Annotated in this window: 18 protein-coding genes and 1 tRNA gene; 14 read left to right on the forward strand and 5 right to left on the reverse strand. The window is 73.3% G+C overall.

Annotated features, from left to right (window positions below; translation table 11 throughout):
* Positions 1-44 precede the first annotated feature (44 nt).
* Complete coding sequence (locus ACWEQL_RS23815; protein WP_452152319.1) at positions 45-2,636, reverse strand: terpene synthase family protein; 2,592 nt, start codon at positions 2,634-2,636, stop codon at positions 45-47.
* Between the two features lie 298 nt (positions 2,637-2,934).
* Here ACWEQL_RS23815 and ACWEQL_RS23820 point away from each other — a divergent pair, with 298 nt between their 5' ends.
* Positions 2,935-3,528 carry an HhH-GPD-type base excision DNA repair protein gene (locus ACWEQL_RS23820; RefSeq protein WP_452152320.1) on the forward strand — a complete coding sequence of 198 codons (594 nt, stop codon included), beginning with the start codon at positions 2,935-2,937 and terminating at the stop codon, positions 3,526-3,528.
* Positions 3,529-3,582: 54 nt separating this feature from the next.
* Here ACWEQL_RS23820 and ACWEQL_RS23825 read toward each other — a convergent pair whose 3' ends face one another.
* Positions 3,583-5,100 (reverse strand): MFS transporter, encoded by a 1,518-nt coding sequence (locus ACWEQL_RS23825; RefSeq protein ID WP_452152321.1) that lies wholly within the window; start codon positions 5,098-5,100, stop codon positions 3,583-3,585.
* A 99-nt stretch (positions 5,101-5,199) separates the two neighbouring features.
* Between ACWEQL_RS23825 and ACWEQL_RS23830 the strand changes: the two genes are divergently transcribed.
* Complete coding sequence (locus ACWEQL_RS23830; protein WP_452152322.1) at positions 5,200-6,168, forward strand: helix-turn-helix transcriptional regulator; 969 nt, start codon at positions 5,200-5,202, stop codon at positions 6,166-6,168.
* A 38-nt stretch (positions 6,169-6,206) separates the two neighbouring features.
* On the opposite strand, the gene ACWEQL_RS23835 is transcribed toward ACWEQL_RS23830, so the two are convergent.
* Positions 6,207-6,725, reverse strand: a complete 519-nt coding sequence (locus tag ACWEQL_RS23835) for a YbhB/YbcL family Raf kinase inhibitor-like protein (RefSeq protein ID WP_452152323.1) — start codon at positions 6,723-6,725, stop codon at positions 6,207-6,209.
* Positions 6,726-6,818: 93 nt separating this feature from the next.
* On the opposite strand from ACWEQL_RS23835, the gene ACWEQL_RS23840 reads away from it, so the two are divergent.
* The 4 genes from ACWEQL_RS23840 (at position 6,819) to ACWEQL_RS23855 (ending at position 10,441) form a co-directional block, all read left to right on the forward strand.
* Positions 6,819-7,547 (forward strand): rhomboid family intramembrane serine protease, encoded by a 729-nt coding sequence (locus ACWEQL_RS23840; RefSeq protein WP_452152324.1) that lies wholly within the window; start codon positions 6,819-6,821, stop codon positions 7,545-7,547.
* 114 nt (positions 7,548-7,661) lie between these two features.
* The gene (locus ACWEQL_RS23845) at positions 7,662-8,828 is read left to right on the forward strand and encodes a hypothetical protein (RefSeq protein WP_452152325.1); all 1,167 of its coding nucleotides are present in this window, start codon (positions 7,662-7,664) and stop codon (positions 8,826-8,828) included.
* Between the two features lie 359 nt (positions 8,829-9,187).
* The gene (locus ACWEQL_RS23850; RefSeq protein ID WP_030061387.1) at positions 9,188-9,484 is read left to right on the forward strand and encodes a type II toxin-antitoxin system VapB family antitoxin; all 297 of its coding nucleotides are present in this window, start codon (positions 9,188-9,190) and stop codon (positions 9,482-9,484) included.
* Between the two features lie 291 nt (positions 9,485-9,775).
* A complete protein-coding gene (locus ACWEQL_RS23855) occupies positions 9,776-10,441 on the forward strand; it encodes a LytR C-terminal domain-containing protein (protein ID WP_452152343.1) in 666 nt (221 codons plus the stop codon).
* Between the two features lie 88 nt (positions 10,442-10,529).
* On the opposite strand, the gene upp is transcribed toward ACWEQL_RS23855, so the two are convergent.
* Positions 10,530-11,165 (reverse strand): uracil phosphoribosyltransferase, encoded by a 636-nt coding sequence (upp, locus tag ACWEQL_RS23860; RefSeq protein ID WP_452152326.1) that lies wholly within the window; start codon positions 11,163-11,165, stop codon positions 10,530-10,532.
* A 149-nt stretch (positions 11,166-11,314) separates the two neighbouring features.
* Between upp and ACWEQL_RS23865 the strand changes: the two genes are divergently transcribed.
* The 8 genes from ACWEQL_RS23865 to ACWEQL_RS23900 all read left to right on the forward strand — a co-directional run bounded on the left by ACWEQL_RS23865 (position 11,315) and on the right by ACWEQL_RS23900 (position 16,367).
* On the forward strand, positions 11,315-11,518 hold the full coding sequence (locus ACWEQL_RS23865; RefSeq protein WP_452152327.1) for a hypothetical protein: 204 nt from the start codon (positions 11,315-11,317) through the stop codon (positions 11,516-11,518).
* 243 nt (positions 11,519-11,761) lie between these two features.
* Entirely contained in the window at positions 11,762-12,301 is a 540-nt protein-coding gene (locus ACWEQL_RS23870; protein WP_452152328.1) for a tRNA adenosine deaminase-associated protein, read from the forward strand.
* 38 nt (positions 12,302-12,339) lie between these two features.
* Complete coding sequence (gene tadA / locus ACWEQL_RS23875; protein WP_452152329.1) at positions 12,340-12,849, forward strand: tRNA adenosine(34) deaminase TadA; 510 nt, start codon at positions 12,340-12,342, stop codon at positions 12,847-12,849.
* A 55-nt stretch (positions 12,850-12,904) separates the two neighbouring features.
* Positions 12,905-12,994 (forward strand) — tRNA-Ser (locus tag ACWEQL_RS23880).
* Positions 12,995-13,455: 461 nt separating this feature from the next.
* A complete protein-coding gene (locus ACWEQL_RS23885) occupies positions 13,456-13,596 on the forward strand; it encodes a hypothetical protein (RefSeq protein WP_452152346.1) in 141 nt (46 codons plus the stop codon).
* A gap of 73 nt (positions 13,597-13,669) precedes the next feature.
* On the forward strand, positions 13,670-13,963 hold the full coding sequence (locus ACWEQL_RS23890; RefSeq protein WP_452152330.1) for a Dabb family protein: 294 nt from the start codon (positions 13,670-13,672) through the stop codon (positions 13,961-13,963).
* Positions 13,964-14,226: 263 nt separating this feature from the next.
* Positions 14,227-15,222 carry an RNA polymerase sigma factor SigF gene (locus tag ACWEQL_RS23895; RefSeq protein WP_452152344.1) on the forward strand — a complete coding sequence of 332 codons (996 nt, stop codon included), beginning with the start codon at positions 14,227-14,229 and terminating at the stop codon, positions 15,220-15,222.
* A 191-nt stretch (positions 15,223-15,413) separates the two neighbouring features.
* A complete protein-coding gene (locus ACWEQL_RS23900) occupies positions 15,414-16,367 on the forward strand; it encodes an RNA polymerase sigma factor SigF (protein ID WP_452152331.1) in 954 nt (317 codons plus the stop codon).
* A 79-nt stretch (positions 16,368-16,446) separates the two neighbouring features.
* On the opposite strand, the gene ACWEQL_RS23905 is transcribed toward ACWEQL_RS23900, so the two are convergent.
* Positions 16,447-17,385 carry a tyrosine-protein phosphatase gene (locus tag ACWEQL_RS23905; RefSeq protein WP_452152332.1) on the reverse strand — a complete coding sequence of 313 codons (939 nt, stop codon included), beginning with the start codon at positions 17,383-17,385 and terminating at the stop codon, positions 16,447-16,449.
* Between the last annotated feature and the right edge of the window lie 180 nt (positions 17,386-17,565).

Below are 17,565 nucleotides of genomic sequence, written 5' to 3' on the forward strand. Positions count from 1 at the left end.
CGCCGGACCGAGGTCCGACGGGCCCGCGCGCTCCCCGGTGCCGGTCAGAGCGGCGGCGCGGCGCTCCCCGCGGCCGGCGAGGGCAGCGGCGGACGGGCACCCAGCGAGCCGAAGCCGGTCGGCCCGGACGGCGGTACGGGCGCGGGCGGCGGTACGGGAGCGGACGTCGGGAGCGGCTCGTCCGCCCCGGAGGCCGCCCGGGCGACCGCCGCGGCCGCGCCCTGGCCGGCCCCCGCCGTCTCGGGGATCCGCGCCCCCGCCGGGAGCCGGGCCGCCGAGGTCCCGAACCCGACCGGGCCGGGCACCGCCATCACGGCCGCCGGCGCGGCGGCCATCGCGACCGCCGCGCCGTCCACGCGGGCGGCGTCCACCCGACCTGCGTCCGCCCAACCGTCGTCCGCCCGACCGCCGTCCGCCCGACCGCCGTCGACGCGCCCGGCCTCCGCCCCGAAGTGCCTGCGCAGGTCCGCCTCGCCGTAGCGGTGGCAGTCCCGGTGCCAGACCAGGATCCCGGCGAGCCAGTTCCGCAGCTCCCGCACATGGCCGTCGAGCAGCTCGCGGGCGGCCGCGTCGAGCTCGAAGTCGTCGTACAGCACCGGCAGTTCGTTCGCCGCGACGTGCTCGAACTGGGCCAGCCGGGCGTGCATCAGGTCATCGACGATACGGACGGCGGACGGGTAGTCGCAGTTGAAGAAGTTCTGCACCACCAGGACGAGGTTGTGCACCTCGCCCTCGTACTCGATCTCCTTCTGGTACGAGAACAGGTCGTTCATCATGGTCGCGTAGTCGGCGGCCGCGTTCTCCAGCGAGCGCATCGGACCGCTCGTGTGGATCTCCGGGGGCACCGCGTCGCCGTGGCCGATCCTGGCCAGGCCCATGGTGAGGTCGGAGCCGAAGGTGGCGCGGCGCATCTCGGTGTAGTCGACCGGATCGGGGATCCGGTTCTGCGCCTGGTTGTCGAGCTCCCAGAGCCAGGAGGCGAGCATCGCCTCGACCGACTCGCGGAACCTGCCGCGCGCCTCGGTGCCCGTCCCCGCCACGGTGCGCTCCCAGAGGTCCGCCAGGCCGCGCTCCAGCGCGCTCTCCGGGGCGGGCACCTCGGTGTCGTCGTCCACCGGCATGAAGGCGGAGAGCCGCTCGGTGACCACCCGGGCGCCGGCCAGGTCGCGGGTCCGCCCGAACACCACCGGGTAGTAGTCGTCGGCGTAGGTGCCCCAGGTCAACCAGTCCGAGGTGAGGTCGAGTTGGTCGGCGGTGGCGTCCGGGTGGATGCCGGCCGCGCAGAGCGGGAAGTCGTAGTCGGCGAGCTTCCCGGCCGTCCAGACGCCCGAGCCCGGCACACCGGGCTCCGCCTCCAGCAGGCCGATCCCCTCCGCCCAGGCGAGGACGTGCTCCCGGGAGGCGTCCAGGTGCGGGCTCGGCTCCACGGTGAACGGCAGCGCGAACTCCGGCAGCCGGGACGGCCCGACGCTCCGGAAGGGGACGTGGCGGTACGACCGCGCCCGCCGCTCCCCCGGGTCGCCGCCCACCACCGGCCCGGCCGGACCGTCCTTCATCGCCCCGGACCGCAGGACGTCCAGCGCCGAGGTGCCCACCCCGCCGATCGCGAACGGGTCCCACCAGTTGGACGAACTCGCCTTCGCGGTGCCCCCGTTCATGTACCGGCTGGAGCGCATGTGCCACTCCTGGCCGCCCGACTGCCAGTCCTGCAGCCCCTTGACGTACGCCAGCACCCGCGCGCGGCCCTCCGGGTCCAGCCCGGTCCGTGCGAACAGCGGCCCCAGCTCGGTGAACACGGTGTTCTCGAACTGCTGGAGCCGGGAGGTGAGCAGGTCGTTGACCGCCTCCGCGGCCTCCTGGGTCGAGCAGCCGAGGAAGGTCTCCAGCACCAGCACGCCGTTGCTCAGCTCGCCCTCGTCCTCCACCTCGCGCTGGTAGGAGAACAGGTCGTTGCGCAGGTGCACGCCGTCCGAGAAGGCGTCCATCAGCACCCGCAGCGGCCGCGAACCCGCCACCTCCACCGGCACCTCGGCGCCGGCCGCGTACTCGATCAGCCCGGCCGACCAGGGCGCGCCGCCCACCTTGCGGCGCATCTCGATGTACTCCAGCGGGTTGGCGATCCGCCCCGCGTTGATGTTGGAGAGCTCCCACAGCGACTCGTTGAGCAGGTTCCGGGTGCTCTCCGCGAAGCGCGTCCGCCAGCCCTCGCCCATCGACGGGACGGTCCGCCGCCAGAGGTCGGCGAGCCCCTTCTCCACCGGGTTGGCCGGCTCCGGCACGGGCGCCGAGGGGTCGGCCGGCATGAACAGCGGCAGCCGGTCCAGGTAGGCCTTGCCGCCCTCCCGGTCGTTGGTCCGCTTGAACAGCTCCAGGAAGTGGTCGTCGAAGAAGAACACCCACACGTACCAGTCGGTGACCAGCGCGAGCGCCTCCTGGGAGGCGTCCGGGTGGGTGTACGCGCAGAGCAGCCCGTAGTCGTGCGCGTCCAGGTCGGCCTGCTCCCAGACGCCCGATCCCTCCAGCATCCCCATCTCCCGCGCCCAGTCGGTCGAATGGGAACGGGCGTGCTCCAGATGCGGATTGAGCCGCGCCGGGTGCGGCATGTAGAACGACGGCAGTTCGAACGGCTGGGACACCTCGGATGAGCCTTTCTCGACACGTCACTCGACCCGTCGGCGGCGTCCGGCCGGCCTGCCGGACCACCCGGTCGGCCCAGCATTACCCGCGGCCCGCGATCTCCACCGGAGAAACGCGACAGCCGTACGCCTTCGGGCCCCCGATTCGAACCGGTGCGCCAATCCATGGCCGCCACCGGATCACGCGTGCGATTACCGGGGCGTCACCGGCCCTGCGGCGACCGCGTGTTGACCCGGCCCCGCCCGGCCGGTTGCACCAGACTGGGCCGCGAACCGCTCACCCGAGGAGGTCCCGGCCATGGATGTCAGCGTGCGGCTCGCACAGCAGCCCGAGGCGGACGAGTTGCTCGGGCGCAGCCCGTTGGCGGCCCTGGTCGGCATGCTGCTGGACCAACAGGTGCCCGTGGAGTCGGCGTTCGCCGGGCCCTGGACCATCGCCCAGCGGCTCGGGCAGGAGGACCTGGACGCGCACGAGATCGCCGCGTACGACCCGGAGGCCTTCGTCGGACTGCTGTCGCGCCAGCCCGCCGTGCACCGCTACCCGGCGGCCATGGCCAAGCGGATCCAGCAGCTGTGCCAGTACCTGGTCGCCCAGTACGACGGGGACGCGGCCGCCGTCTGGCGGGAGGCCGCCACCGGCAGGGAGCTGCTGGGCCGGCTGAACGCCCTGCCCGGCTTCGGCAGGCAGAAGTCGCAGATCTTCCTGGCCCTGCTCGGCAAGCGGTACGACGTCCGGCCGGAGGGCTGGCGCGAGGCGGCCGGCGGGTACGGCGAGGAGGGCTCGTACCGCTCGGTGGCGGACATCACCGGGCCGGAGTCACTGGAGAAGGTGCGCGCCCACAAGCAGGAGGTCAAGCGCGCCGCCAAGGCCGCCAAGGTGGCCGTCGGGTAGCGGGCGCACACACGCCGAGGGCCCCGGTCGGCGACCGGGGCCCTCGGCGTCGGCTCAGACGAGTGCCGGCTCCTTGGCCGCCTCGTCCCGCGCCGACCCGTCCTGCGCCGCGCCGCCCGCCACCGCGGCGCCCTCCTCCGGGACGGCCGCGGCCCGGCGCCTCGGCAGCGCGAACATCAGCAGGAACACCACGGCGAGCACGCCCAGCACCCACCACAGCGCGTGGGTGAACGCCTCGCCGTACGCGACGCCCGCCGCCGTGCCCGGCGCGGCCTCGTCCAGCACTCCGAAGAAGGCCACCGACACCAGCCCGAGGCCGAGCGCCAGCCCCAGCTGGTTGACCGTGTTGATCAGCCCGGACGCCGAACCCGCGTGCTCCCGCGGGACCTCCGCCAGCACCGCGTCGGTGATCGGCGCGACGATCAGGCCCATCCCGGCGCCCATCACCACCAGCGGCAGCGCCATCTGCCAGGGTGCGATCCCGGCGCCGTACCGCTCGGCCTCGGCGATGTAGAGCAGCACGCCGACGGCCATCACCAGGGCGCCCGCCTGGAGCACCTTGCGTCCGAAGCGCGGCACCAGCTTCTGCACCGAGAGGCCGGCCGCCGTGGAGACCGCGATCGAGAACGGGATGCCGGTGGTGCCGGCCCTGAGCGGGCTCCAGCCGAGGCCGAGCTGCATGTAGAGCGTCCACACCAGGAAGAAGATCCCGGAGACCACGCCGAAGGTCAGCTGCACCCCGATGCCCGCCGCGAAGCTCTTCACCCGGAACAGCGAGAGCTCCACCAGCGGCGAGCCGTCCCGCCGCGCCTTGACCCGCTCGTACGCGACGAACAGGGCGAACACCGGCAGGCTGCCGGCCATCGACAGGTGGCCCCAGAGCGGCCAGCCGGCCTCCCGGCCGTGGGTCAGCGGGTAGAGCAGCATCAGCAGGCCGACGCTGGCCAGCACCATCCCGACCAGGTCGAGCCGCAGCGCCCGCTCGGCCCGGGACTCGTCGATGTAGACCCGCCCGAGCAGCAGGCCGGCGACACCGACCGGCAGGTTGATCAGGAAGATCGGCCGCCAGCCGAGGCCGAAGAGGTCCCACTGGGTCAGCAGCGCGCCGATCAGCGGGCCGGAGACCGCCCCGAGCCCGATGACCGCCCCGAACAGGCCGAACACCTTGCCTCGCTCCTCGGCCGGGAAGGTCGAGTGGATGATCGACAGCACCTGCGGCACCATCAGCGCGGCCGTGGCGCCCTGCAGCACCCGGGTGGCGACCAGCATCTCGGCGCCGCCCGCCAGACCGCAGAGCGCCGAGGCCACCGTGAACCCGCCGATGCCGATCAGGAACAGCCGCCGGCGGCCGTAGATGTCGCCCAGCCGGCCACCGGTGATCAGCCCGATCGCGAAGGCGAGCGCGTACCCGCCGGTGACCCACTGGATCGCGCTGAAGGAGGCACCGGTGTCGTCCTGGATGCTCGGGACCGCGATGTTGACGATGGTGACGTCGACCAGGTCCATGAACGAGGCCGTCATCACGATCGCCAGCGCGATCCACCTCCGCCGGTCCACTGCCGTGTCTGTCATCGGGCGCATCCTCTTCCTCTCCGCGAACGTCTGCACGTCTGCGACGGTAGAGGTCATGTAGGACAGCTTGTGTCCCAGTTCTGCGGGATCCTGGATGCCATGACAGACACTCCGGCACGCCTGCTCAACCTGCTCTCCCTGCTCCAGACCCCGCGCGAGTGGCCCGGCAGCGAACTGGCCGACCGGCTGCAGGTCAGCACCCGGACCATCCGCCGGGACGTCGACCGGCTGCGCGAACTGGGCTACCCCGTCGAGGCGACGATGGGCTCGATCGGCGGCTACCGCCTGGTCGCGGGCACCGCGATGCCCCCGCTGCTGCTGGACGACGAGGAGGCGGTGGCCATCGCGGTCGGACTGCGCGCCTCGGCCGGGCACCCGGTGGTCGGCATCGAGGAGGCCTCGGTCCGGGCCCTGGGCAAACTGCTCCAGGTGCTGCCCTCCCGGCTGCGCCACCGGGTCGGCTCGCTCAACGCCGCCACCGTCCCGCTGCTGTACGGGACCGGGCCGACCGTCGACCCGGAGGACCTCACGGTGCTGGCCAACGCCGTCACCAACAAGGAACGGCTGCGCTTCGGCTACCGGGCGGGCGACGGCGCCGAGACCCGGCGGCAGGTGGAGCCGGACCGGTTGGTGGCCGCCGGACGGCGCTGGTACCTGGTGGGCTGGGACCTCGACCGGGACGACTGGCGGCTCTTCCGGGTGGACCGGATCACCGCGCCCTTCGCGACCGGCGCCCGGATCACCCCGCGCGCCCTGCCCGCCGAGGACGCCGCCGCCTTCGTGGCGGGCAAGCTCCGCCGGCTGGCCCCCTCCCACACCCTGGACGCCACCCTGCGGATGCCGGCCGAGGAGGCGCGGCGCCGGATCGGCGACTACGGCGACTCCGAGGTGACGCCGGTCGACGACGCCTCCTGCCGGCTGCGCTCGCGCGCCGACTCACTGGAGTGGCTGGCGATGCGGCTGCTGATGCTGGGCTGCGAGTTCGAGGTGCACGAGCCCGCCGCCCTGCTCGGCCACCTGCGCGAGCTCGGCGCCCGCGCCACCCGGGCCGCCGGGCAGGACGGCTGAGCGGGGCGGGCGCCGACGGTTCGGACGGCTCGGACGGCTCAGACGCCGTACTCGGCGGTGATCACCGCGCGGGCCAGCGTGTGGAAGGTGAGGTGGAAGCCGATCTGCGCCGCCGGGGTGTCCGCGGTGACCGGGAGCTCCGCCACGTCCAGGGCGTGCACCGCGAAGGCGTAGCGGTGCGGGGCCCCGGGCGGCGGGGCGGCGCCGTCGTACTTGTGCCCCGGGAAGTCGTTGCGGGCGTGGAACGAGGACCCGCCCGGCAGACCGGCGTCCGAGGAACCGGCGCCGCGGGGCAGCCCGGTGGTGTCGGCGGGCAGGCCGAGGGCGATCCAGTGCCACCAGCCGGAGCCGGTCGGGGCGTCCGGGTCGAAGCAGGTGACGGCGATCCCCCGGGTGCCCTCCGGCAGCCCCGACCAGGCCAGCTGCGGCGACAGGTTGCCCCCGGCGTGGACGAACTCCCCGGCCAGCGTGGCGCCCTCGGCGATGTCCTCACTGGTCAGCGCGAAGGACGGGACCTCCGGCAGGAACTCGTACGGCAGCGGCGGTCGGACGCTCATGGGTACTCACCTCTCGGCGGACGTGACGGGGCTCCGGACGCCGCCGATTTTAGGGGGTGCGCCACCGACCGGGGCGGTCCTAGAGTCGACGACATGGCCGCCCTGGAAACGCTCGACCCCGCCCGGATCATCGCCGACGCCCGCCGGTCCTTCTTCACCATGGTCGGCGTACTCGCCGTCATCTGGCTGGTCCAGCTGGTGAACTGGCTGGACGACTACCGGCTGAGCATCGAGTACGGGCTGCGCTCCCAGCAGCTGGACGAGCTGCCGACCGTGTTCACCTCGCCGCTGCTGCACGCCAGCTGGCTGCACCTCCAGAGCAACTCCGGCCCGCTGTTCGTGTTCGGCTTCCTGGCCGCCTACCGGGGCGTCAAGAAGTTCCTCGGGCTGACCGCGCTGATCGTGGTGGCGGACGGCGCGGCGGTCTGGATCTTCGAGCGCCCGGAGGCGGTGACGGTCGGCGCGAGCGGCCTGGTCTACGGCTACTTCGGCTACGTGGTGCTGCGCGGGCTGATCGACCGCAACCTGATCGACGCGCTGATCGCGGTGGTGCTGGGCGCCTCGTACGCCTATCTGCTGCTGGCCGTGGTCCCGGGCCAGCCCGGGGTGAGCTGGCTGGGGCACCTCGGCGGCCTGATCGGCGGCCTGGCCGGGGCCTGGATCTTCCGCGAGCGCGCCACCGCCACCGCCCGGGCCGGGGCCGCTCGCTCCGGCGGGGCCTCCGCCGCCCCCGCCGTGCCGGGCGCGGCGGCCGCGACGGCCGGCGGTGTGCCCAGCCCGCGGGCCGCGCTGCTGAAGGAGCTGGACGACCTGGGGCTCTGACCTCGGCCCACCCGTCGGCGCGGTGCGCCAGGTATAGACCAATCGAACCCCTCCGACTAGCGTGGAGGGGCCCGCACCCCTGCTCACCCGTACCCCCTGCTCCGGAGCCGCGCCGTGGAGTCGTCCGTCCTCGCCTTCGCCACCGACCTGCTGGACGAGGGGGCCGACACCTTCTTCGGCAACCTCACCGACCGGGCCGGGGTCGGCGGCGTCACCCTCGCCTCCGTCTACCACGAGGCCCGCGACGTCTTCCCGCACAACCCGCGGCGGGTGATCCGGTACCTGGAGCCCGGCGCCGCCTACTTCCGGCCGGACCCGGCGCGCTGGGCCGGCCGCCGGCTCGCCCCCGCGGCGGCGGCCGCGATCGGCGACCGCGACCCCTTCACCGAGGCCGCCGAGGAGGCCCGCCGGCGCGGAATGAAGCTGCACGCCTGGACGGTGTTCTGCCACAACGACCGGCTCGGCTTCGCGCACCCCGACTGCGCGCCCGCCAACGCCTTCGGCGACCGCCACCTCACCGAGCTCTGCCCGGCCAACCCGGAGGTGCGCGAGTACGCGGTCACCCTGGTCGAGGAGCTGGCCCGCTACGGCGTGGACGCGATCCGCGCCGAGTCCCTGCACTTCCACGGCCTGCGCCACGGCTACCACCACGAGCGCTACTTCGAGGAGCTCGGCCCGGTGGCCGAGGCCCTGCTCGGCCTCTGCTTCTGCGACCACTGCCGGGCCGCCGCCGTCCGCGCGGGCGTGCCGGCCGACGAGGTGCGCACGGCCGTCCGGGACGAGCTGCGCCGCCGGCTCGCCGACGACGCGGCGGCCGCCGAGCCCGGCGCCCTGGACGAACTGGCCGGCGGCGCGCTGGCCGCGTACGTGGACGCCTCGGCCCTGACGGTGACCTCGCTGGCCGCCGAGGTGGCCGCGGCGGCGGCCGCGCACGGGATGCGACTGAGCTTCATGGACGGCGGCGGCCCCGGCAAGGGCTGGCTGTCCGGCATCGACCTGCCCGCGCTCACCGGGGCGGCCCACCAGATCGAGACCCTCGGGTACGCGACCACCCCGGAGGCCGTCCGCGAGAAGGTCGCCGCCTTCGCCCTGCACGGGGTGCGCCCGAGGGACCTCGCGGTGATCCTGCGCCCGATGGCCTCGGACTGCGACGGGCCGGCCAACCTGGCCGCCAAGATCACCGTGCTGCGGGACCTGGGCGTCCCGGAGGTCGAGTTCTACAACTACGGCCTGATGCGGCTCTCCTCGCTCGACCGGATCGGCGCGGCGCTCGCCGGTTAGCCGGGGGCCCCTCCGCGTACGGATGGATGGGGCCATGCCAGGATGGGCCCCGGAACGCTCCCCCGGGTCGTGATCATCCGTCCCGGGGGAGCCGTCATGCCCGGACACCGCCGACGCCGTGTGCCCGCCGCCCTCCCGCTCCCGTCCCCCCGCTGCGGCTGCCGCCCCCGTACGCCGGATCCCGGTGCACGGCGGCCCCTCCTGGGCGGTTCAGGTGACGGATCGCGGGCGGATCACCGGGCGACCTTCGCGACATTTCCCATGAAACGGCCGCAATCGGCCGCCCGCAGCCCGTACCCGAGCGCGTGGCGGCGTCGCGGCTGCTGCGCCATCCGCCGCCCGGACGGTAGGCTTTCCGTGTGATCTTCAAGCGCATCGGCAATGGGCGGCCGTACCCGGATCACGGCCGGACCAGCACCCGCCAGTGGGCTGACGTCGCCCCGCGCCCGGTGCGGCTGGACCAGCTGGTGACCACCAAGGGACAACTCGACCTCGAAACCCTCCTGGCGGAGGACTCGACCTTCTACGGCGATCTCTTCGCCCACGTCGTCAAGTGGCACGGCGACCTCTACCTGGAGGACGGGCTGCACCGGGCCGTACGGGCCGCGCTGCAGCAGCGTCAGGTGCTGCACGCACGCGTCCTCGAGATGGAGTGACGGGCCGCACCCCGCGATCCGTACCCGACCGCCCTCCGGCCACCGCCGGCGGGCGGCCTCGGCGTACCCGGCTCCGCACGTCCGGGCACGTCCGGACGGCGGGCCGGTACCTCCTTTCGGGTACCGGCGTAACCCGGATGATGATCATTTAGTACCTTCGCCGTCGTCGCGCATTAATCTGCTGACTACGGCCGCGAACCAGGACGCCGGGCCCCCGGTGTCCGGGGCCCGCCCCGGCCGTACCCGCCACCCGAACCCCGCCCCGGCACGAGGGGGAGACAAACCGTGAGCATGTTGACTCCCCAAGGCCTGAAGGGGAAGCAGTACCGGGTCACCGGCAACTCCTATCCGCGGCTCGGCCGGCCGCCGAAGAAGAGCCGCAAGGTCGTCGCGGCGATCGGCGCGCTGCTCGCGCTGGCCCTGATCGGTCTCGGCGGCGTCCAGCTGTGGGACATCTTCACCGGCAAGAACCGCGACGCCACCGCCCAGGCCTGCGCGACGCCCTCCGGCAAGCCGCTCGCCGCCCCGACGCCGACCCCCTCGGCCGGCGCGCCCGGCGCCCCGGTCGACCCGAAGGCCATCCCGCAGCCGGCCACCGTGACGGTGAACGTCTACAACGCCACCGCCAAGTCCGGCCTGGCCGCCCGCACCGCCGAGGAGCTGAAGAAGCGCGGCTTCACCATCGGCAAGGTCGGCAACGCCCCGGCCGAGCTGGACAAGAAGGTGCCCGGCACCGCCCAGGTGATCGGCGGTCCGGCCGCGACCGGCGCGCTGACCCTGCTCGGCTCGCAGATCGCCGGCGCCACCACCACCCCGGACGCCCGCACCGACGCCACCGTGGACTTCGTGATCGGCGACAGCTACAACGCCCTGCTGGACGAGACCCAGGCGGCCGCCGCGCTCGCCCTGGCCACCAAGCCCACCCCGGCCCCCAGCAGCACCAACGGCAGCTGCTGAGCCCCTGCGGACACCGGCGCCCCTCCGGGCGCACGGGAGCCCCCGGCGAACTCGCCGGGGGCTCCGTCGTGAGGTGGGGGCGGGAGGCTCAGCCGGCCGTGCCGTAGAGGCGGTCGCCCGCGTCGCCGAGGCCGGGGACGATGTAGCCGTTCTCGTTGAGGCGCTCGTCGACGGCGGCGGTGACCACGGTGACCGGCAGGCCGGCCAGCTCGCGCTCCATCACCGCGACGCCCTCCGGCGCGGCCAGCAGCACCACGGCGGTGACGTCGGTGGCGCCCCGGTCGATCAGCATCCGGATCGCGGCGACCAGGGTGCCGCCGGTGGCCAGCATCGGGTCGAGCACGTACACCTGGCGGCCGGAGAGGTCCTCCGGCATCCGGGTGGCGTAGGTGGAGGCCTCCAGGGTCTCCTCGTTGCGCACCATGCCCAGGAAGCCCACCTCGGCGGTCGGCAGCAGCCGGGTCATGCCGTCCAGCATGCCGAGGCCGGCCCGCAGGATCGGCACCACCAGCGGGCGGGGGTAGCTCAGGCGGGTGCCGGTGGTGACCGCCACGGGCGTGGTGATCTCCACGTCTTCGGTGCGGACGTCCCGGGTGGCCTCGTACGCGAGGAGGGTGACCAGCTCGTCGGTGAGGCGACGGAAGGTCGGTGAGTCGGTGCGCTCGTCGCGCAGGGTGGAGAGCTTGTGGGCGACCAGGGGGTGGTCGACGACGTGGATCCGCATGCATCGAGGTTAGCCCGGCCCGGAGCGCTGTTCGACCGCACGGCCGGACCGGCGGTGACCTGCAGTGACACGCCGTGACGCACCGCGAATCCCCGGTTCGGACGGCTTCGCGTGGTATCAACCGGGCCGATCTGGGAATGTCAGACCCCATGACGAGCAACCCGACGTCCGGGGGCGGCTCGAAGGACGAGCCCCAGGCCCCGCCGGAGACCGAGGCGGAACGCCGCAAGCGGCGGGCCGTCTTCCTGCGCGAGCTCGCCGAGGCCCGCGAACTGCGCGAGCGGGTGCAGCCCCGGCGGACCAAGGAGCGACGCATGCGCGAGGCGATGCGGATGCGAACCTTCCGGATCTGACCGGCATCCGCGCCCTCCCGCCACCCTCCGCCTCCGCTGCCGCCGCCGTTCACCGGTCCGCGGCCGGGCCTTCCGACACGACCTGCGAAGACGCGCTGCCGAACACCCCCCGCAAGGCCTGGCTTTCTGTCACGATTCCGATGGGACGGTCCGAACAGCGGACCGCCTCTGGCGCGGGGGCGGCCAGACTCGAGTCCCCCGAGAGCGCCGACAGCCGAGACCGAGATCTTGGGAGTGTCCCTGGTGGCGTACTTCGCTGCAGTGCTTGCTCGCTCCGAGGACGGGTGGGAAGTGAGCGAGACGGAGCTCGACGACGTCGAAACCCTGGCCGACCTGGCCGACCTGGCCCGCGAGGCCGCCCAGGACGACGACAGCGTCCTGGTCTTCATCGAACAGGAGGACGCCTGGTTCGCCATCGTCCGGGTGGACGGTGAGGAGGATCCCCGGATCTTCGTCTCCGACGGCGCCGCCGCCGCCCGCAGCTCCTACGGCTCCGTCCTCACCGACGAGCTGGTCGACCAGGCCGGCGAGAGCGAGTTCGGCGACCTCGACGACCTGGTGGCCGAGCTGGAGGAACAGGAGGAGACCGAGGAGCAGGACGAGGAGGACGCCGAGGCCCGCGTCCCGGTCGGCCCGCTGGGCGACTCCCACCTGCTCGGCGAGTTCGGGCTCCCCTCCGAGGAGCTGCTCGCGCTCAGCGGCGAGGGCGCCGTCCCCGGCGACGCCCTGGAGGAGATCGCCGAGGCCCTCGGCTGCGGCGAGGTCCTGGAGGCGGTCAGGTAGAGCCGGCGCCCGGCACCGGATGCCGGACACTGGATGCCATGCAGTCCGCCCCCCAGATAGCCCCGCTGCCCGCCCCCGTACGCCCCGACCCGGTCCGTGACCGGTGGGCCGGGCCCATGCGCCTCGCCATCGCCGAGGCCGCGCTGGCCCCGGCCACCGGTGACGTCCCGGTCGGGGCGCTCGTCCTGGGCCCGGACGGCACGGTCATCGGGCGGGGCCACAACGAGCGCGAGGCGGTCGGCGACCCCACCGCGCACGCCGAGGTGGTCGCGATCCGCGAGGCCGCCGCGAGGACCGGCGAGTGGCGGCTCTCCGGCTGCACCCTGGTGGTCACCCTGGAGCCCTGCACCATGTGCGCCGGGGCCATCGTGCTGTCCCGGATCGACCGGGTGGTCTACGGCGCCCTCGACGAGAAGGCCGGCGCGGCCGGCTCCCTCTTCGACGTGATGCGCGACCGCCGCCTCAACCACCGCCCCGAGGTCATCCACTCCGTGCTCGCCGAGGAGTGCGCCGCCCAGCTGCGCGCCTTCTTCGACGGCCACCGCTGACCCCCGCCCGATACGGATTTCGTCAGCGCCCCACCCGTCCGGTAGAGTCTCCCTCGGTAGCGTGTCCGAGCGGCCAAAGGAGCACGCCTCGAAAGCGTGTGTGGGGGCAACTCCACCGTGGGTTCGAATCCCACCGCTACCGCCAGAGAGCCAGAGGGCCCGTCCGATCCGGACGGGCCCTCTGGCGTTCTCCACGGACGAGGCTCCGCGCCCCGGGTCGATGACCACCAACGCCCGGGGGTACGGAGCCTGGAGGGGGAGCGGCTCGGGGGGACCCACCGCTCCCCCTGGCGGAGTCCCACAACCGGGGCCGCGTCAGGGGGGAAGCCGCGGCACCCGGTCCCACAGCGGGGAGCTCCGGATCCATGCACCGGGATTCCTGCCAGATCCGCGGTACGTCAACCATCCTGCTCCTCCGCCCGGCCCCCGGCACCCGGAGAAAGGCCCCACTCGCGAGGACCTTCGTCCCGCCGGGTGAACGCGTCGCACACTTGATGGGCCATCCGGTGGATAAGCTGCCCCGTGCAGAAGGGCGCTCGGGGATCGAATGACGGCGCCCCCAGCAGGGAGGAAGGTCACCGGATGGCGCAGGCGAAGAAGATCGGCATGGTCCTCCTGCTCATCTTCGTGCTCTACACGATCATCACCTCGCCGGCGCGCTCGGCCGAGCTCGTCCAGCTGGGCTTCGAGGGCATCTCGAACGCGGCCAAGGCGATCGGCACGTTCATGACGGGGCTGATCAAGTAGCCCGGTGGGGCGGCCGGGCCGGGGCAGGCTACGGTGGGCGGGACTTTCGACCCCGTCCGCGAGGAGCGGCATCGTGATCCGGCACCTGGTCCTGTTCAAGCTCAACGAAGGCGTCAGCAAGGACGACGCGCGGGCGGTCGCCGGCGCCGAGGCCTTCGAGGAGCTCGGCCCGCTCATCCCCGAGCTGCGCCAGTGGGAGTGCGGCTGGAACACCACCGAGCGCGACATCGCCTACGACTACGCGATCAACAGCCTGGTCGAGGACCGCGAGTCGCTCGGCTCCTACATCGCCCATCCGGCCCACCAGGCCGCGGCGGGCCAGTGGCGCGAATTCGCCACCTGGGTGATCGCCGACATCGAGGTCTGATCCGTACGGCCCACCCCCGGCGCCCCGCACGACCCGCGGCGCCCCGTCCGAGAGCCGGACGGGGCGCCGTCGTGCGTGTCGGAACGGACCTTCCTCACCCACTCACCACAGCATCAACACACCTCCGCTCGGTGCTTGCCCGAACTACGGCCACCTTGTGATGCTATGACCGGTTTTGCCGGGCACGGCGAGGTGGTGAGACAGGACGCGACACCCGATCCGCAGGTCCCACCGTTGTCGACTTTGGGAGGGGTGACGTGTCCGTGCGGACACCAGGGAGCGCACCGGGCACCGACACGCCGGTCTCCGGCCCGGCCGCCGCCGGTTCCGCCGGTTCCGCCGGCGCCGTCGAGGCCCCCGAGGCCGCCGAGCCGCCCGGGGCCGGCGAGGACGCCCCTCGCGGCCCCGGGGAGCGCCCCGGGGAGGAGGTGCTGGCCTCGGTCATCAGCCCCGCCGGCGAGCTCCGCCCGGACGGCCTGCGGGGCCCCGGAGGGCGCCCGGCCGTGGACGTGCGGACCCTGACCCGGGTGCTCTTCGAGCGGCTCGCCGAGCTGCCCCCGGACGCCCCCGAGCGCGAGCGGGTGCGGGCGGCGCTGATCGAGGTCAACATCCCGCTGGTGCGCTACGCGGCGACCCGCTTCCGCAGCCGCAGCGAGCCGATGGAGGACGTCGTCCAGGTCGGCACGATCGGACTGATCAACGCGATCGACCGCTTCGACCCCGGCCGGGGCGTGCAGTTCCCGACGTACGCGCTGCCGACCATCCTCGGCGAGATCAAGCGCTACTTCCGCGACAACGTCCGCACCATGCACGTGCCGCGCCGGCTGCAGGAGCTCTGGGTCCAGGTGAGCGGGGCCATGGAGGAGCTGACGGTGACCCACGGACGGGCGCCCAAGGTGCCCGAGATCGCCGCCAGCCTGCGCATCCCGGAGGAGGACGTACGGGCCTGCCTGGACGCCGGGCGGGCCTACAACGCGGCCTCGCTGGAGGCCGCCCAGGAGCACGAGGGCGGACTGGCCCTGCTGGACCGGCTCGGCTACGAGGACGCCGCGCTGGCCGAGGTCGAGCACCGCGACATGGTCCGCCACCTGCTGGTCCAGCTGCCGGAGCGGGAGCGGCGGATCGTCATGCTGCGGTTCTTCGCCAATCTGACCCAGTCCCAGATCAGCACCGAGCTGGGGATGTCCCAGATGCACGTCTCCCGGCTGCTGTCGCGGATCCTGACCAGGCTTCGGACCGGCAATTCCTGGGAAGACTGACCGTCACAAACCCTCCCGTACCGCCGCAATGAGGCACTGCCGATCAAGATTGCTGCGCGTTACCATCACGTGACGTCTTGCAACCCTCGGGTTTGCAGGGGACTGTGTTCCGGTATGGAGGGGGAGGGCGTCGCGCGGGAACAGCCGTGCGGCGGCAGCCGTTCAACTGCGAGTCACGAGGGGGTGGGTGCATGTCCGGAGAGCTGGGCACTGCGGCGATCCACAGTGGGGCGATCCGCACGGCGGAGATCGACGGGGCCGCCGCGTCCGGGGCCGCCGTCCCCGCCCCGCGGGCGGAGGAGGGCGCCGCCACGGTCACGGCCACGGCCGCGCCCCCGGAGACCAGGACGGAGACCGGGGCGGACGCCGGGGCGGCGCAGGCCGGGCTGGACACCCGGACGCTGTCCCGCTCGCTGTTCCTGCGGCTGGCCGGCCTGGAGCCCGGCAGCGCGGAGCACACCTACGTCCGGGACACCCTGATCGAGCTCAACCTGCCGCTGGTGCGGTACGCCTCCGCGCGCTTCCGCAGCCGCAACGAGCCGATGGAGGACATCGTCCAGGTCGGCACGATCGGCCTGATCAAGGCGATCGACCGCTTCGACCCCGAGCGCGGGGTGGAGTTCCCGACCTTCGCGATGCCCACCGTGGTCGGCGAGATCAAGCGGTTCTTCCGCGACACCAGCTGGTCGGTCCGGGTGCCCCGGCGGCTGCAGGAGCTGCGGCTGGCGCTCACCAAGGCCGGTGACGAGCTGGCGCAGAAGCTGGACCGCTCCCCCACCGTCGCCGAGCTGGCCGTCTGCCTCGGCGTCAGCGAGGAGGACGTGGTCGAGGGCCTGGCGGTGGGCAACGCCTACACCGCCAGCTCGCTGGACTCCAACCCCGGTGAGGAGGACGGCGACGGCCCGCTCGCCGAGCGGCTCGGCTACGAGGACCTCGCGCTGGAGGGCGTCGAGTACCGCGAGTCGCTGAAGCCGCTGCTGGCGAAGCTGCCGCCGCGCGAGCGCCGGATCATCATGCTGCGTTTCTTCGGCAACCTCACCCAGTCGCAGATCGGCGAGGAGATCGGGATCTCCCAGATGCACGTCTCCCGGCTGCTGACCAAGACCCTCACGCAGCTGCGCGAGGGCCTGATCAGCGAGGGGTGAGTCCCGAGGGATCAGACCCGAGGGATGAGCCGCGGGAGGTGCGCCGCAGGGGCTGACCGCCCGTAGCCCGGACGGACGGTCAGCCCGCCAGCAGGTTGGCGCGCAGCCCGTCCAGGACCAGGTCGTCCAGCCCCAGGCCGTCCCGCCAGAACTCCTCGAAGCCGGCCCAGCCCGCGGCGACCTCCTCGAAGGCCGCCTCCAGGTAGACGCGCTCCGCCCGGAAGACCGGCAGCAGCAGCTCGGGCTCCCGCATCAGGCCCCGGGTGTGGAAGCTGTCCACGATGGTCGCGACGATCTCGGCGGAGCGCTCGTTGGTGAGCAGGTAGTCCTCGAAGACCGTGTCGCGGTCGACGCCGAGCGCGGTGAGCACGATGGCGGCCGTCCAGCCGGTGCGGTCCTTGCCGGCCGAGCAGTGGAAGAGCAGCGGTGCGCCGTCCGGCGCGGCGAGCAGCCGGACCACGGTGGCGAAGCGCTCGCGGGCCACCGGGTCGGTGACGAACCAGCGGTAGAGGCCGACCATCATCGCGGTGGCCCTGCCGTCGCCGAGCAGCGCGCGCTGCTTCTCCGGGCTGCGGTCGGCCAGCGCGTCGCGCAGGGCCACGTAGATGTCGAAGTCCGCGGCGAAGACCGGCAGGTGGTGCAGGGTCACGCCGTCGGGGTCGAGCCGGTCCACGGTGATCGGGGTGGCCGAGAGCTCCGCGGCGGCGATCTCGGCGACCGGCAGGCCGGGCACCCGGTCGGGGCCGGCCTCGCGGACCTCGTCCAGGCTGCGCAGGTCGACCACCTGGCGCAGGCCGATCGCGGAGAGCAGGCCGAGGTCCTCCTCGGTGAGCCGGTTCAGGCCGTCGCTGCGCAGGGCCACGCCGTGCCGCAGCACCCGTCCGTCGGCCGTCCGGTACCCGCCGAGGTCACGGGCGTTGACGGCCCCGCGAAGTCCCAGGCTGCGGGCCGCGGGAACGGCCGCGGAGCCGTTCGCCCCGGCCGGAGGTGCGACGGTCTCGGTCTGCTGCTCGGTCACGCGGTGGCCTCCATTGGCTATTCATACGGTGACATGGCACAACCCTGCGCGATATTGCATGAACCTGCCCGACGGAACTGGCAGATGTGCAAGAGTGTCATGCGCAACGCCGCCAGTGTAGGCGCCGTTGAGCCCCACCCGGTCGCACAATCGGTGACCAGCGGTAACGCTCCGGCTCCG

The organism is Kitasatospora sp. NPDC004240 (assembly GCF_053603215.1).

Bases quoted from the DNA above. Each gene is read 5' to 3' on its own strand.
- ACWEQL_RS23865 (WP_452152327.1), top strand. From the start codon at position 11,315: ATGACGAGCAACCCGACGTCCGGGGGCGGCTCGAAGGACGAGCCCCAG.
- ACWEQL_RS23855 (WP_452152343.1), top strand. From the start codon at position 9,776: ATGTTGACTCCCCAAGGCCTGAAGGGGAAGCAGTACCGGGTCACCGGC.
- ACWEQL_RS23835 (WP_452152323.1), bottom strand. From the start codon at position 6,725: ATGAGCGTCCGACCGCCGCTGCCGTACGAGTTCCTGCCGGAGGTCCCG.
- ACWEQL_RS23900 (WP_452152331.1), top strand. From the start codon at position 15,414: ATGTCCGGAGAGCTGGGCACTGCGGCGATCCACAGTGGGGCGATCCGC.
- ACWEQL_RS23830 (WP_452152322.1), top strand. From the start codon at position 5,200: ATGACAGACACTCCGGCACGCCTGCTCAACCTGCTCTCCCTGCTCCAG.
- tadA (WP_452152329.1), top strand. From the start codon at position 12,340: ATGCAGTCCGCCCCCCAGATAGCCCCGCTGCCCGCCCCCGTACGCCCC.
- upp (WP_452152326.1), bottom strand. From the start codon at position 11,165: ATGCGGATCCACGTCGTCGACCACCCCCTGGTCGCCCACAAGCTCTCC.
- ACWEQL_RS23840 (WP_452152324.1), top strand. From the start codon at position 6,819: ATGGCCGCCCTGGAAACGCTCGACCCCGCCCGGATCATCGCCGACGCC.
- ACWEQL_RS23825 (WP_452152321.1), bottom strand. From the start codon at position 5,100: ATGACAGACACGGCAGTGGACCGGCGGAGGTGGATCGCGCTGGCGATC.
- ACWEQL_RS23820 (WP_452152320.1), top strand. From the start codon at position 2,935: ATGGATGTCAGCGTGCGGCTCGCACAGCAGCCCGAGGCGGACGAGTTG.
- ACWEQL_RS23885 (WP_452152346.1), top strand. From the start codon at position 13,456: ATGGTCCTCCTGCTCATCTTCGTGCTCTACACGATCATCACCTCGCCG.